General features: G+C 71.7%; 13 protein-coding genes. 10 read left to right on the plus strand and 3 right to left on the minus strand.

The features are described 5' to 3' along the window. Positions 1-174: 174 nt before the first annotated feature. Positions 175-1,521 (plus strand): S9 family peptidase, encoded by a 1,347-nt coding sequence (locus tag B1759_RS18655; protein WP_095516583.1) that lies wholly within the window; start codon positions 175-177, stop codon positions 1,519-1,521. Here B1759_RS18655 and B1759_RS18660 read toward each other — a convergent pair. Beyond that, entirely contained in the window at positions 1,518-2,681 is a 1,164-nt protein-coding gene (locus B1759_RS18660; protein ID WP_198949026.1) for a lipocalin-like domain-containing protein, read from the minus strand. The two genes, B1759_RS18655 and B1759_RS18660, sit on opposite strands and share 4 nt — an antisense overlap. Before the next feature lie 169 nt (positions 2,682-2,850). Between B1759_RS18660 and B1759_RS18665 the strand changes: the two genes are divergently transcribed. The 3 genes from B1759_RS18665 to corA are packed head-to-tail and all read left to right on the plus strand — an operon-like array spanning position 2,851 to position 4,858. Continuing rightward, positions 2,851-3,240: a nuclear transport factor 2 family protein gene (locus tag B1759_RS18665; protein WP_095516585.1), complete on the plus strand. Its 390-nt coding sequence runs from the start codon at positions 2,851-2,853 to the stop codon at positions 3,238-3,240. Between the two features lie 59 nt (positions 3,241-3,299). Then, the gene (locus B1759_RS18670; protein WP_095516586.1) at positions 3,300-3,716 is read left to right on the plus strand and encodes a LapA family protein; all 417 of its coding nucleotides are present in this window, start codon (positions 3,300-3,302) and stop codon (positions 3,714-3,716) included. Continuing rightward, the gene (corA, locus tag B1759_RS18675; protein ID WP_095516587.1) at positions 3,716-4,858 is read left to right on the plus strand and encodes a magnesium/cobalt transporter CorA; all 1,143 of its coding nucleotides are present in this window, start codon (positions 3,716-3,718) and stop codon (positions 4,856-4,858) included. Before B1759_RS18670 ends, corA begins: the two co-directional genes overlap by 1 nt. A gap of 70 nt (positions 4,859-4,928) precedes the next feature. Here corA and B1759_RS18680 read toward each other — a convergent pair whose 3' ends face one another. Together B1759_RS18680 and B1759_RS20085 are read right to left on the minus strand one after the other, a co-directional pair. After that, positions 4,929-7,094 carry an FG-GAP-like repeat-containing protein gene (locus B1759_RS18680; RefSeq protein ID WP_095516588.1) on the minus strand — a complete coding sequence of 722 codons (2,166 nt, stop codon included), beginning with the start codon at positions 7,092-7,094 and terminating at the stop codon, positions 4,929-4,931. An 81-nt stretch (positions 7,095-7,175) separates the two neighbouring features. Next, positions 7,176-8,819: a hypothetical protein gene (locus tag B1759_RS20085; protein WP_095516589.1), complete on the minus strand. Its 1,644-nt coding sequence runs from the start codon at positions 8,817-8,819 to the stop codon at positions 7,176-7,178. Between the two features lie 225 nt (positions 8,820-9,044). On the opposite strand from B1759_RS20085, the gene B1759_RS18690 reads away from it, so the two are divergent. From B1759_RS18690 to mreC, 6 genes are all read left to right on the plus strand, one after another. Beyond that, positions 9,045-9,980 (plus strand): LD-carboxypeptidase, encoded by a 936-nt coding sequence (locus tag B1759_RS18690; protein ID WP_095516590.1) that lies wholly within the window; start codon positions 9,045-9,047, stop codon positions 9,978-9,980. Then, complete coding sequence (locus B1759_RS18695; protein ID WP_095516591.1) at positions 9,977-10,237, plus strand: SemiSWEET family sugar transporter; 261 nt, start codon at positions 9,977-9,979, stop codon at positions 10,235-10,237. Before B1759_RS18690 ends, B1759_RS18695 begins: the two co-directional genes overlap by 4 nt. After that, the gene (gene purN / locus B1759_RS18700; RefSeq protein WP_095516592.1) at positions 10,237-10,866 is read left to right on the plus strand and encodes a phosphoribosylglycinamide formyltransferase; all 630 of its coding nucleotides are present in this window, start codon (positions 10,237-10,239) and stop codon (positions 10,864-10,866) included. Before B1759_RS18695 ends, purN begins: the two co-directional genes overlap by 1 nt. Further along, a complete protein-coding gene (gene purH, locus B1759_RS18705; protein WP_095516645.1) occupies positions 10,866-12,470 on the plus strand; it encodes a bifunctional phosphoribosylaminoimidazolecarboxamide formyltransferase/IMP cyclohydrolase in 1,605 nt (534 codons plus the stop codon). Before purN ends, purH begins: the two co-directional genes overlap by 1 nt. Positions 12,471-12,762: 292 nt before the next feature. Continuing rightward, positions 12,763-13,773 carry a rod shape-determining protein gene (locus tag B1759_RS18710; RefSeq protein WP_095516646.1) on the plus strand — a complete coding sequence of 337 codons (1,011 nt, stop codon included), beginning with the start codon at positions 12,763-12,765 and terminating at the stop codon, positions 13,771-13,773. Between the two features lie 144 nt (positions 13,774-13,917). Further along, complete coding sequence (mreC, locus tag B1759_RS18715) at positions 13,918-14,814, plus strand: rod shape-determining protein MreC (RefSeq protein WP_095516593.1); 897 nt, start codon at positions 13,918-13,920, stop codon at positions 14,812-14,814. The last annotated feature ends 55 nt before the right edge of the window (positions 14,815-14,869 follow it).

Raw genomic sequence — 14,869 nt, forward strand, 5'->3', positions numbered from 1 at the left:
GGTTCTCGATACACTCGTCACGGCGGGCGGGAGCGCGCTACGTCACCTCCGCCCACTGGCTCAACGGCGTGACCGAAGGGACGACGCAGTCCCCACCCGCGACCTGCAGCACCCCTGGCAAGCCATCAGAACGGCGTTCGAGTCGCCTCCTCCTTCCTTTCGACGGCCCATCTCATGCGCCGACTGCTTCTCCTCGTTCTCCTCGCCTCAGCCGCAGCCGCCCAGCCACCCGACGGCCTGGCGGGGCGCTGGTCCGGGGCCGCGATCTACGATGGAACCACCCCGCGCCTCTTCGACCTCGAGTTCGCCGTCGACGGCGACCGCCTCGAAACGGTCCTGACGATGACGTACAACGGCCACGAGCGCTTCGGGTACGACTTCACGTTCGCTGCCGAGGGCCCGCTCGACGGGGTCCTCACGAGCGGGCTCTTCGGCGAGATGCGCCTGCTCGTCGATCTCGACGAGGGGACGCTTCGGGGGACTGTCACCGCCGACGACGGGGCGGCGTCGCCCGTCTTCCTCCAGCGGATTCTCGACTACGACCTGCCGACGTACACGCTCGCTGAGGTCTCGTTCGTGGCGGGGGCCGACACCCTCGCGGGCGCTCTCATCCTGCCGGACGCGCCGCCCCCCTACCCGGCCGCCGTCATCGTCCCCGGCCGGGGCTTCGGGCAGACACGCGGTGCCGGGGCTGCCTGGGGCACGATACTGGCCCGCAACGGCATCGCCGCGCTCGTCTTCGACGCCCGTGGGACCGGCGCCTCGACCGGGGACGACTCGCTCACGACCGGCGCCCAGCGCGTCGAGGACCTCAGCGCCGCGCTCGACCTCCTCCGGGCACGTCCAGAGATCCGTCCCGATGCCGTCGGCGTCCTCTCCAACAGCGCGGGCGGCTGGGTCACGCCTCTCGCCCTCGCAGGTCGCGACGACGTGGCGTTCTGGGTCTCGCTCGTCGGCCCGGCCGAGTCGCTGGCCGACCAGCAGGGGCACACCACGACGGGCCTGATGCGCCGGTCGGACCAGACGTTCTCCGAGGCCGACTATCAGGCGGCGTTCGACTTCCAGTCGGCCCTCGTCCGCCTCGCGTGGCGAGACGCTCCGTGGACCGAGATGGAGCCCCTCGTGGCCGAGGCCCGCGATCAGCCGTGGGCCGAGTTCGCCCTGCTCCCCGAGGGCCCCGACGACGCCGACCTGCGCTACTACCGACTCCACGCAGCATACGAGACCGACGTCGCGCTCGCTCGCATCACCGCCCCGACGTACGCGGTCTACGCCTCCGACGACTTCATCGTCAAACCATCGGAGAACATCCCCAAGCTGCGGGCGGCCTTCGCGGAGGCGGGCAACGAGGACCTCACAGTCGTGCTGCTCGAGGGCGCCAACCACTCCCTCGGACGGACCGGAGCGGTCGTCGGCGAGGGCGACTGGCCGCAGCGATGGACGCGACTCTGGACAAGGCCGCCAGAGCTGTACACGGGCGTCGTCGCCTGGGTCCGTGAGACCGTCGGACTGGCAGACTAGGCGCCGGGCGTCGGCCGTGCCGATCCCTCCTGCCCATCCGCGTAGCCGGTCATTTCGAGGAACCCGACGCCCGGCGTCGCGCCCGTCACGTCGACCGCGCCCTCCCAGTACCGGATGGTGGCGTCGAGTTCCTGCGCCTCGAACGCCGCCGTCACCTCCACCTCGATGCCCGCCTCGGGCACGCGGACGCGCCAGCGGGTCGGGTAAGCACCGCCACGCGGGCTCGTCCACGTGTCGAGCGGGGTCAACTCGAAGTCGGCCGCGTCGAGGCGCGTCTTGGTCCCGTCCACGGCGACCAGGGATCCTTCGGAGAGCGGGTCCTTCGAGCCATCCTCCCGGCGGAGCTGGTAGAGCATCAGGTCGCGGCCGTCGTCGAGGTGGAGCGCGAACCAGTCCCAGCCCACCTGCCCGGCACCCAGTGCCGAGGTGGACCACTCGCGGTCGAACCACGTCAGGCCCTCCACCGGGACCGCCTCGCCCCCAGGGAGGGTGATCGTGCCCGTCGTCGCCATGCGCGTCTGGGCGTAGTAGTAGCTCGCGTTGCCCGCGCCGACGCCCTTCTGGCTCAGCCCGCGGTCGCCCTGGAGCACGACCGGCTTGGTGGGACGCGCGGTGAGGTCGAACGTCGCGCCGTCGGCGCTGCCGGTGAGACGCAGCGGCACCGCCCCGGTGGCGTCGCCGACGCCCGTCAGGCGGACCGGGCCGAGGTAGGCCGAGACGGGGTCGGCGGACGCGCCCGCCAGCCCGGCGGCCCCGCGTGCGAACCGCTCCTGCTCGTAGAACCGCTCGCCGGACACATCGCCGACGGCGACGTGGGCCATGTAGAGTTGGTCGGCCGCCCACCCCGACGCGCGGCCCGAGGCGACGGTGTCTGGCGACAGCGCCGAGCGGAAGACGGTGAACTGGATCCCGAAGCGCCGGTCCGTGCCGTCGGTCGCGCGGACGTTGCCGGTCACGTACCACCATTCGGCCTTGAAGCCCGGGTGCGGGCCGTGGTCCTGGGGGAAGACGAACTCGCGGACGAACTCGGCCCGATCGTAGCCCGTCGTGTCGCCGGACATGGCCTCGGCGACGGAGACGGTCGCGCCCACGGGACGGCGCGCGTCGGAGCACGCGGAGAGCGCCGGGAGGAGAAGGGCGAGCAGGAGAGCGGTACGCACGATGCCGGGGGGAAGTCCTGTCCGTCAACGCCGGGACGCCGCGTCGCGGTTCGCCCTCCGCGCACGCTTCTCGCTCGTGGACAATCCCAACAAACACATGCTCCTCACCCATGACCCGGGGCCGTCACCACGCCACCCGAGCTTGGCGATCCACACCCCCCACCCGTCCATGACTCTGCTCGAACGCGCCCAGCACCTCCAAGACCTCGCCTCCTCCGGCGAGACCATCTTCGAGGCCATCGACACCTACTACGCCGACGACGTCGAAGTCGTCGAAGCCACCGGCGAGACCTTTCACGGCCGCGAGACCCAGGCGGGCCGCGTCCAGGAGTGGATCGAGTCGGTCGAAGCCATCCACGGCGGCGGCCTGACCGCCATCGCCGCCCACGAGACCGCCGAGGGGACCGGCGTCGTGTTCGCCGAGACGACCACAGACGTGACGTTCAAGGGCGCGCCCCGGACTCAGTTCGACGAGGTCGCCGTCCAGCGCTGGGAAGGCGGCAAGGTGGTCCACGAGCGGTTCTACTACCCGACCGCGGGAATGAACGACGGCGCATAGGGCACAACCCGGCGCGTGGCGCGGCGTAGACTGCGGCCCCTTACCCCGGCCCGCCCGTCATGCGTACGCTGATCGCCCTCCTGTTCCTCCTCGTCATCCTCGGCGTCCTGCTGGCGACGCAGGACGCCAACCTGACCAACGAGGTCCGCCTCGCGCTGCCCTTCGTCGATGTCGACTGGACCGGACCGGTCCTGTGGATGATCGGCGGCTTCTTCGGGGCGGGCCTGGTGCTCGGCTACCTCGTCGCTCTGCCCGGCCGCGTCGGCGCGTCGCTGAAGGCGCGCAAGCTGGAGAAGCAACTCCCCAAGACCAGCACCGTCACGCCGACCGCGAGCGGCGCCGCGTCGCCCGCGCCGACGGCCCGCAAGGGCACCGCGCCCACCGAGGCGGACGAAATGCAGCGACTCGCCGACGAGGTCGCCCGACGCACCGAGGCGGTCCAGCAGACCAACCCGCCGCCGCCGCCGACCGTCTGATGCCGCCGCCCGGCCCGCGCGTCCGCAGCCGCCTCGTCGACCGGGCCTCGCACACGCTCGGTCGCGCACCCGGCGTCCCGGTCCCCGCCCACCCGGACACTCCCCCGGCGCGACTCTCGGCCTTCCGCTACGACGCCGACCGCGTCGAGGCGTTCGACGACCTCTCGCCTGCCGAGGCGCGCGCGCTGGCCGACGGGTCCGGCGTGACGTGGCTCAATGTGGACGGCGTCGCGGACGCGGAGACGGTCAGCGCAGTCGGGCACGCCTTCGGGCTGCACCCGCTGGTGATCGAGGACCTCGTCCACGTGGGGCAGCGCCCGAAGCTGGAGCTCTACGACTCGCCCGCGGCGCCCGAGGTGACGCATGTGTTCGTCGTCGCCAAGATGATCCAGGCGACCGAGACGGACGTGACAGAGGCGTACTGCGACGTCGACTCCGGCGCAGCCGGGCACGTGATCGAACAGGTGGGGCTGGTGCTCGGCCCTGGCTGGGTGCTCTCGTTCCAGGAGGTCACGGGAGACGTGTTCGAGCCGCTCCGCGAGCGTCTCCGCACGAGCGCCGGGCGCGTCCGCACCGTCGGGGCGGACTACCTCCTCTACGCGTTGCTCGACCTGATCGTGGACCACGTCTTCGTGACGCTGGAGCGCGTCGGGGATGCCATCGAGACGCTGGAGGAGCGCGCCCTCGACACCCCCTCCCCGAAGGTCCAGGCTGCGCTCTCGGGCCTGCGCCGGGAGGTCGCGGTGCTGCGCCGCGCCATCTGGCCGCTCCGCGAGGTGCTGGCGGCGCTCCAGCGCGAGGATGTCCCGTACGTCCAGCCCTCCACACGCCCCTACCTGCGCGACGCCTACGACCACCTGGTGCAAATCGTGGAAGTGGTCGAGTCCCTCCGCGACGTGCTCGGCTCCGTGTCGGACCTGTACCTGTCGTCGCTCGGAATGCGCCAGAACGAAGTCATGAAGGTGCTCACGGTCGTCGGCACGCTGTTCCTCCCACTCGGCTTTCTGACGGGCCTCTACGGAATGAACTTCGACGTGATGCCGGAGCTGCACTGGCGCTACGGCTACTTCGCGCTCCTCGGCGTGATGGCGCTGATCGCCGTCGGCACGCTGGCCTACTTCCGCCGCAAGGGGTGGATCTAGGGATCAGGGCTCGTACGTCTCGACGACGGCCCCCATCGGGGCCGTCCTCGTCTCGTTCGTCTTCTCTCCTCTACCGCACCCGCGTGAACGGCACCGTCTGGACGCCCTGGCGCGTCTGCAACTGGGCCAGGTACACGCCCGAGGCCGCGGGCTGGCCGTCCGCCTCGGTGCCGTCCCAGGCCGCCTGGCCGGACGAGAGGAGCACGTCCGCCACGCGCCGCCCACGCACGTCGTACACGACGACCTCCCCCTGCGCCGACGGCGCCCGGAACGAGACCGCGCCCGTGGAGGGGTTCGGGGTCACACGCAGGCCGAGGTCGGGAGACGGTGCGGGCTCGGCCCACGTCCCCCCGCTGCCGCGCCAGAAGAGAACGCCCCCGGCCGACGTGCCCGCGAGGATCTCTGGCCGACCGTCTCCGTCGAGGTCGCCCAGCGTGGGCGTGGTCCGGCGCCGACCGGCGACGACCGACTCGGCAGCCTCGAACATGGGCGCGGTCGGGGTGCCGACGTTCTGATACACCAGGATCTCGCCCTGAGCCGTGCCCAGCAGCAGGTCGAGGTCGCCGTCCCCGTCGAGGTCGGACAGCGCCGGCGCAGCGTCGCCATCGAGGCGCTCGGGGATGCCGACGGCGACGCGGAAGGCCTCATCGTCGGCGGTCGGGGCGCCATTCGACTCCGTGGCGAAGCTCGGGACCGCGGACGTGCCGACGTTGCGGTACACGCGGACGCGTCCACTGGAGGCCCCGCCGATCAGGTCGAGGTCGCCGTCACCGTCGAGGTCGCCCAGCGTGCCGCGGGCGTACTGCCCCGTGTCGACGCCCTCGAAGCGGTCGTCCTCGCGATCGAAGGCAGGCGCGCGGGCTGAGCCCGTGTTGCGTAGGAAGGCGAACCGCCCGTTGAAGCCGCCGACCAGCAGGTCGAGGTCGCCGTCGCCGTCGAGGTCGCCGAAGACGGGCGCGTAGGCGCCGAAGTCGTACGCCAGTTCCAACCAGTCGTCGTCCGCCAGTTCGAAGGCCGGAGCGGACGCCGTGCCGACGTTCTCGTAGCGGACGAGGTTGGCGCGCGACGTGTCGTCGGGGTCGAGTTCGTTGCCGAGCACCAGGTCGAGGTCGCCGTCGCCGTCGAGGTCGGCGAGCGCGACGGTGGTGCGCTGCCCGAGGTCGAGGCCGTCGATCAGGCGGTCGGTGCGGAGCCGGAGGTCGGGCGCCTCGGCCGTGCCCTCGTTCTCGAACGCGATCAGGTTGGAGACGGCCGTCCGCGCCTGGAAGCAGAGGCCGCGCTGGACGCCGACGAGCAGGTCGAGGTCGCCGTCGCCTTCGAGGTCGCCGTAGGTCGGCGCGTTGTAGCCGCCGGACGAGAGCGGCTGGCCGACCGGGAAGCGCTCCGACGCGAGCGTGAGCTGCGGGTCGGTCGGCGTGCCGCGGTTGAGGAAGTAGAAGAGGCTCGGCGCGAAGAAGTCGCCCCAGAACAGCTCCGGTGCGTCGTCGCCGTTGAGGTCGGCCAGGGCGATCGCGTTGGCGCCGTGCATGGAGCCCCGCTGCGGGAGGTCGGCTCCGCCGGCCTCCCGGCTGGGCGTGGCGCGGCCCGCCGCCGGGGCGCACTGCGGGTTCTCCTCGTAGATGACGATGTCCTGGTACCGGTCGGTCAGGAAGCTGAACACCGGCACGCCGTTCGCGTCGACGCCCTCGTTCTGGTAGGTCGTGATGGTGCCGATGTCGGCCTTGCCCGCGAACAGGTCCGCGTCGCCGTCGCCGTCGATGTCGCCGAGCGCGGGGATGGACGAGTCCTCGATGTTGACCGGCTCGCCGGCCGCGTCGCGCAGGAGCGCCGCGCCGACTTCGAACTGAGCCGCCTGGGGGGTCCCCACGTTGCGCCAGTAGCGGACGCGCCCCGGGTCGCCCCGCGTCAGCAGGTCGTAGTCGCCGTCGCCATCGAGGTCGGCGAAGGTGGACCAGTTGCCGGGCTCGATGCCGCCCAGGCGGTCGGTCTGCCAGACCCACCGGTCGCCGTCGCGGCGGAAGACCTGCAGCCCGGCCCCCCCGACGTTGACGATCAGGTCCGCGTCGCCATCCGCATCGATGTCGAGGAGCGTCGGGCGCGGCTCGAAGAAGCCACCGACGAACGGCGACTCGACCTCCACGCCATCGAGCATGACGGGGAACGGGGTCGCCTCCCGGGTGAACGTCTGGGCGGCCAGCGGCGTGGCGACGAGGAGGGCGAGAACGAGAAAGCGCATGAAGTCAGGCAGAGTCAGCGGGTCGGCCCACCTCGCCGGGGCGGCGGAGGGGCCGGGAGAACGACCGAGGCGGGCGGCGGCCTACATGTCGCCGTGGTCCATGCCCTCGTGATCCATCGAGCCGTGGTCCATCTCACTGTGGTCCATGCCCCCGTGGTCCATCGCGGGCTGGATCATGACCGGCTCCAGGCCGGACGGGTACGCACCCAGTTGGACGACGCCGAGCACCTCGCCGGTCGGCGAGAACGCAGCCACGTTGCCGAACGACGCCGCGCCGAGCGGCTCGCGGTCGCCTTCGCCCGGCGGCATGAACAGGAAGGGGGGCGTCCAGGCGCCGTTCAGGTTGGACGACGTGACGAAGAAGCGCGTCCCGTCCATGGCCGGGGCCGGGCTGTGGGGCTGGCTGAGCGGCCCCGCGGGCGCCCCGGCATCGACCGTGCGGACGAGGGCGCGCGTCTCGGCGTTGAGAATCGTGACCGTGTCGCCCCGCTGGTCGGGGATCAGGAGCGACGTGCCGTCGTGGTTGGCATGCGCGTGGTACGGGCCATCGCCGGCCGGGTAGGCCGCGTCGAACGTCAGCGTGCCATCCTCGGCCAGTGACAGGAAGAGCACCTCGTCGGTCGACCGCGACGTGAGCGTGACCGTGTACGGGTACCCGGCCATCGAGCCATGGTCCATGCCGCTGTGCCCCATCCCCGCGTGGTGGACGCCGAGGATGCTGAAGTGGATGAACTCACGCGGCGCCCCGTCGGACGGGATGGCGAGGAGGGCGAGGTCGCCGGTGGCGGTGTCGTAGACCAGCGCGCGGCTCTCGGCCTGCGTGCCGGTCAGTTCAGCCGTGATCGCGAAGCGCCCGTCGGGCGTCGCCGTCATCGCGTGCGGCACGTTGAACGGCGTGTCGATGACCTCCATCGCCATCGTCTCGCGGTCGAGGATGCCGAAGCCGTTCGCGAGCGGGTCGGAGAGCGTCGAGCGGCCGACGAAGATGCGGTTGGAGGACGGGTCGAGCGACATCATGCCCGGCGTCGCGAAAACGCCCGCCTCGGTGCGTCCGAGGAGCGACTCATCCGGGTCCTTCGACAGGTCCAGGCTGACCTTCGCGACGACGCCCGCCGAGACGAGCGAGACGTAGGCCGTCCGGCCGTCGGGCTCGAAGGCGAAGTGGTGCGGGCCGTAGGGCGCGCTGGGAATGCCGATCGCGTCGAAGTCGATCCGGCGGATGAGACGCAGCGTCTCGGCGTCGATCAGCGCGATGTAGTTCTCGGCCTGGACGCCCGCCAGCATCACGTGTTCGGCGTCGGCGAAGGGGATCACGTCGCCATCCTTGGCACCGCCCTCGATCCAGCGCGCGAGGTAGCGGACCTCGTCATCCTCCAGCGTCCGCAGGTTGGGCATCGGGATCGCCACCGAGTCGGGCAGGTCGCGAACGAGGCGAAGCATCAGGCTGCCCTCGGCGTCGAACGGGACCACGAAGCCGCTCGGGCCCGCCATCACCACGTCCATCAGGTCGTAGTCGGCCGGGTCGCCGGTGCCGCCCGCGGTCGGCGACAGGACGTTGCGCGCGGCCAGCAGCGGGCGCACGTACTGGTCGAAGTCGAGCGACTCGACGGCGTCGTAGTCGACCGTGGACGGGTCGAAGCCGGTCTGCGGGTCGATGGCGTTGCCTGCCGTGTCGCAAGCGACGAGCAGGAACGGGAGGACGAGAAGGAGGGAAAGACGGGACATCGGAACGGCGTGGGGGGCGGAGAGCGAACGCAAGACCGTCCGCTCGGTTCGAGTGTAACGCAAGCCGATGCGCCGAGCGTGCCGGGAGACCTTGCACGACGCGGCCGGGGCGAGGCCAGAGCGGAACCGCCCCTGGTCTGGCGACAGACGGAGGCACGAAACACGTCGGCGGGTCGGGCGACGAGCGTCGCGGCCCGGTAGCTTCCAGCGTCTCCCCCGGTCGCCGTGTCCCTCCCCCGCCCGCTCTCGCCATCCGGCCGTGTCGCCGTGGTCGCACCCGCCAGCGCGGCGCTGGACGCCGCCGACGCGGCCACCGGGCTCGCCGCGCTCCGCGCCCGCGGCCTCCAGGTCGACGTCGCCGATGTGACCGGCGGGCCCATCGCCTACCTCTCCGGGTCCGACGCCGCTCGTGCCGGCGCCCTCAACGCCGCCCTCCGCCGCGACGACGTGGACGCCCTCGTGTGCCTCCGGGGCGGCTACGGCCTGCTCCGGATCCTCGACCGGATCGACTACGAAGCCGCTCGCGCGCACCCCAAGCTGATCGTCGGCTACTCCGACATCACCGCGCTCCACCTCGCCCTCTGGACGGAGGCCGGGCTGACGGGCGTTTCCGGTCCGATGGTCGCTTCCGACTGGGCGAAGGGGCTCGACGCCGACACCGAGGCGGACTTCTGGCGCGTCGTCGGCGGGGACGCCGGGTACGACGTGCGCGGCCCGGGCGGCGAGGCGCTGACGCCGCTGGCCGAGGGCGAGACCGAGGGCGTGCTGCTCGGCGGCAACCTCGCGCTCGTCACGGCGCTGCTCGGCACCCCCTACCTCCCCGACCTGACCGGCGCGATCCTGTTCGTCGAGGACGTGGGCGAGGCGCCGTACCGGATCGACGGGATGCTCGCCCGCCTCCGCCTCGCGGGGGTGCTGGAGCGACTCGGCGGGCTGGTGTTCGGGCTGTTCACCGACGCCGACGTGCCGCCCGACCGGCCGACGTTCTCGGTCGACGAGGTGCTGGCGCAGTACGCGCCGTACGTCGGTGGGCCGGTGGCGAGCGGGCTCGTGTATGGGCATGTGCCGCGCAAGAGCACCCTGCCGGTCGGCGTCCGCGCCCGGCTGACGTGCGACGACCGCGCGGCCACGCTCCACGTGCTCGACTCCGTCACGGGATGACCGGCATCACGCTTCTCGGCCTCGCCGCCGCAGCCTGCACGACGGCCTCCTTCATTCCCCAGGTCGTGAAGGCGTGGCGGTCCGGCTCGTCGGCGGATCTCTCCCTGGGGATGTACGTCCTCATCACGCTCGGCATCGGGCTCTGGCTGGTCTACGGCCTCCTGGTGCGCGACCTCCCCATCATCGCGGCCAACGCGGTCACGCTCGTGCTGGTCGCCTCGCTCTTGGTCCACATCCTCCGCACCCGGCCCCGCTGATGCGCCTCGCCTTCTTCGCCTCCGGCGGCGGCTCCAACGTCGGCGCGATCCTGGACGCCATCGACGCGGGGGCGCTCCGCGCTGAGCCGGTGCTCCTCATCAGCGACCGACCCGGGTGCGGGGCTCTCGCCCGCGCCGAGGCGCGCGGCCTCCCGACCGAGGTGATCGCGCCGCTCTCCGACGAGACCCACTTCTCAGACGCCCTCCTCGACGCCCTCGCCCGCGCCGAGGCCGACACGGTGGCGCTGGCGGGCTACCTCCGCAAGATCCCCGCGCCCGTCGTGTGGGCCTTCCGCGACCGCATCCTGAACGTCCACCCGTCGCTGCTGCCCGCGTTCGGCGGGACCGGGTGGTACGGGAGGCGCGTCCACCAGGGCGTGCTCGACGCCGGGTGCCGCGTCTCCGGCGCCACGGTCCACCTCGTCGACGACCAATACGACACCGGGCCGATCGTGCTGCAGGAGGCCGTCCGCGTCCAGCCCGACGACACCGCCGAGACGCTGGCCGCGCGCGTCCTCGCCGTCGAGCACCGCCTCTTCCCCGACGCCCTCGCCCTCCTCGCCGACGGCCGCCTCCGCGTGGCCGACGGCCGCGTTTCCCTCCTCTCCACCCCGCCCTCCGCCCCGTGATCGCTGTCAAGGACCTCCCCGACCCGCCCGACCGCGCGCCCGTGCGCCGCGCTCTCCTCTCCGTCAGCGACAAGACCGGCCTGGCCGACCTCGGGCAACGGCTCCACGCGCTCGGCGTCGAGATGCTGTCGACCGGCGGCACCGCCCGCGCGCTTCGCGAGGCGGGCGTGCCGGTGACCGACGTGGCCGACGCGACCGGCTTCCCGGAGATCCTCGGCGGGCGCGTCAAGAGCCTCCACCCGGCCATCCACGGCGGCATCCTGGCGCGACGCACCGACCCGGAGGATCTGGCCGAGCTGGCCGAGCACGGCATCGGCGCCATCGACCTGGTGGTCGTCAACCTGTACCCGTTCCGCGAAGCCACGAAGGGTGGCGCGACGGACGCGGTCGCGGCCGAGAACGTCGACATCGGCGGGCCGGGCATGCTGCGCGCGGCGGCCAAGAACTTCGCCTCCGTCGCCGCGGTCGTGGACCCGGCCGACTACGACGCCGTCGCCGACGAACTGGAGGCGCACGACGGGACGCTCGCGATGGCGACCCGGCGCCGACTCGCGGGCGCGGCGTTCGCCCACACGGCCGACTACGACACCGCCATCGCGGCGTTCTTCGCCCAGGACTCGGCCGCCTCGGCCTCCGCAGACGCCGAGGCAAAGGCCCTGCCCGCCTCATTCACAGTCGACCTGTCGAAGGCAGGCGAGGACTTGCGCTACGGCGAAAACCCTCACCAGCGCGCCGCGCTCTACGGCGACGCCTCGGAACGCTACGACGTGCTCCACGGCAAAGCGCTGTCGTTCAACAACCTGATCGACCTGACGGCGGCGCTCGACCTGATCGCCGAGTTCGACGGCGGACGGCCGACGGTCGCCATCCTGAAGCACACCAACCCGTGCGGCGTCGGGCAGGCCGAGACGCTGGCCGAGGCCTACGCGAAGGCGTTCGCCACCGACCGCCAGAGCCCGTTCGGCGGCATCGTGGTGGTCAACCAACCGCTGGACCGGGCGACGGCCGAGGCCATCGACGCGGTGTTCACCGAGATCATCATCGCGCCGTCGTTCGAGGAGGGCGTGCTCGATTTCCTGATGCAGAAGGCCAACCGCCGCCTCGTCCGCGCCGACCTGTCCGCCTCGGGCACGGGACCGACCGTGCGGACGGTCGCGGGCGGGCTCCTCGTCCAGGACCGCGACGCGACGCTGGCTGCCGACGTGCGTGACGGGTGGACGGTGCCGACCGAGCGCCAGCCGTCCGAGCGCGAGTGGGCCGACCTCGACTTCGCCTGGCGCGTCTGCAAGCACGTCAAGTCGAACGCCATCGTCTACGCCAAGGACGGCGCGACGCTCGGCATCGGTGCGGGGCAGATGAGCCGCATCGACGCGTCGGAGATCGCGGTCTCGAAGGGCGCCAAGTCGGCGCTCGACTTCGCCGGCTGCGTGGTCGCCTCGGACGCTTTCTTCCCCTTCGCCGACGGCCTCGAAGCCGCCGCCGAGGCGGGCGCGACCGCGGCCGTCCAGCCGGGCGGGAGCGTCCGCGACGACGAGGTGATCGCGGCGGCGAACGCGCGCGGCGTGGCGATGGCCTTCACCGGCACCCGGCACTTCCGGCACTGACCCAGAACCGAGCACGGGCCGCGGACCGAGCGCGTCGCCACGGCCTCCGAGCCTGCCCGTTTCCCCGCCTCCACTAACCCCCGACTGCGGCGTGCTCCGGTCGGGGCGGCGTCCGGGTCCTCCCTGAAAAATCAAGGGCGATCGGGACAGGAACGCTCGGGGCCCTCGTTAGCTTAATCCTGCGCGCGATTTGTCCCCTGGGGCTCCTGGATGGAGGAGGTTCTAGCAAATCACACGCCTCTCTCTGCTATTGACCGGTGCTTCGGCGCCGCCCGACCTCCCCCTCTCTCTCGTGCTCAACCCGTTCTCGGTCGACGTCGCCATCGACCTCGGCACCGCCAACACGCTCATCCACGTCCGCGACAAGGGCATCGTGCTCAATGAGCCCTCCATCGTCGCCATCGACCGCCGCAGTGGCAAGCCGGTCGCCATCGGCACCGAGGCGCTGATGATGCACGAGCGGACGCACAAGGACATCGAGACCATCCGGCCGCTCAACGACGGCGTCATCGCGGACTTCTCGGTGGCCGACGCCCTCATCCGCGGCTTCATCCGCCGCATCAAGCCGGGCTGGCTGACCAGCATCGGGCGGATGGTGATCTGCGTGCCGAGCGGGATTACGGAGGTCGAGCGCCGCGCCGTCAAGGACGCCGCCCAGAACGCGGGCGCCCGTCAGGTGATGCTCATCGACGAGCCCATGGCGGCAGCCATCGGCATCGGACTGAACGTCCAGGAGCCGGTCGGCAACATGATCGTGGACATCGGCGGCGGCACGACCGAGATCGCGGTGATCGCGCTCAACGGCATCGTCGTGGACGAGTCGATCCGCGTCGGTGGCAACGAGCTCGACGAGGCGGTGATGCAGTACTTCAAGAAGCACCACAACCTGCTCATCGGGCAGCGGACGGCCGAGCGGATCAAGTGCGAGATCGGGTCGGCTCAGAAGCTGGACCCCGAGTTGGAGCTCTCGGTCAAGGGGCGCGACCTCGTGACGGGCGTCCCGAAGACGCGCGTCGTGTCCTCGGAGGACGTGCGCGAGGCGCTGCGGCCCAGCGTCAACCAGATCGCCGCGGCCGTCGTCCGCGCCCTGGAGCGGACGCCCCCGGAGCTCGGCGGCGACGTGCTGGAGCGCGGCATCATGCTCACCGGCGGCGGCGCGCTGCTGAAGGGCCTCGACGAGTACCTCCGCGAGCGCACCGAGCTGCCGGTCTTCTCGGCCGAGGACCCCCTGACGGCGGTCGTCCGGGGCACGGGCGCGGTGCTGGAGGACATCGACGGCTACATGCCGGTGCTGAGCAACTAGGGATCCGGACCGGGCACCCGAGGGCTCACCGTGAGCGGGGGCCCTCGGTTCTGAGGTGCGGATTCCTCCGAGCGCTGAACCCTCCGCCCCGTCGGGAGTAGGTCCCCCCTCGTCTCCTCTCCCACCTTCTCCCCTTCTCTCCGGATGGCCCTCGCGCAGCAGATCTGGGAGCGGACCCGTGACTACGTCGTATTCGGGACCCTCCTCCTGATCGGGGTGGTGATCTTCGTCGGCCGCAACGGACCGGCCCTGCGCGCAGCCCGCGCTGCGAGCCTCGCGGTGACGGCCCCGGTCGAGGGCGTCTTCGAGCGCGCCGCGCGCTTCCGTCAGTCGCTGGAGGAGAACGAGCGGCTCCGGATGGAGACGGCCGACCTCTCCGCCGACGTGGCCCGTCTCCGCGAGGCCGCGGCCGAGAACGCCCAGCTTCGCGCGCTTCTCCAGTTCGAGGACACGACCACCATCCGACGCGTGGTCGGGCGTGTGGTGGCGAAGGACATCACCGAGCAGTCCAACCTGCTGACGATCGACGTAGGCGAGCGGGACTCGGTGGAGATCGGGATGCCGGTCATCAACGAGCGGGGGATCGTCGGCCGGGTGATCCTGACCAACGACCGGTACGCGGTCGTGATGCCGCATCAGAACACCCAGTTCCGGGTGCCCGCCTCCATCGAGGAGTTGGGTCGCGAGGGCGTCGTCCGGTGGGACGGCGCGTCATTCGACAAGCTGACGATGGAGTACGTCGTCAAGACGGAGCCGGTCGAGCGCGGCATGCTGGTGGTGACGAGCCCCTTCTCCGGCGTCTTCCCGGCAGGCATCTCGGTCGGCCGCGTGGACACCGCCTACGCGGCGGCAGGTCGGAACGACTACGTGATCCAGCTCGAGCCGGCCGCCCCGATCTCCGAGGTCGGCTACGTGTACGTGCTCCTGACGCGGCCCGACCCGGAGCAGGCGATCTTGGAGGCCCAGGCGCGCGACTCGCTCGGCATCGAGCGGGCGACCTCCGCCCTCGACGCGCAACTGGAGGCGGCGACCGAGGAGTAGCCCCGGCTCCCCGCGGCCGGGCGCCCCGTCGGTACGATCCCGTTTCCTCTCTCCG

It is taken from the genome of Rubrivirga sp. SAORIC476, assembly GCF_002283555.1.
Lineage (GTDB): Bacteria > Bacteroidota > Rhodothermia > Rhodothermales > Rubricoccaceae > Rubrivirga.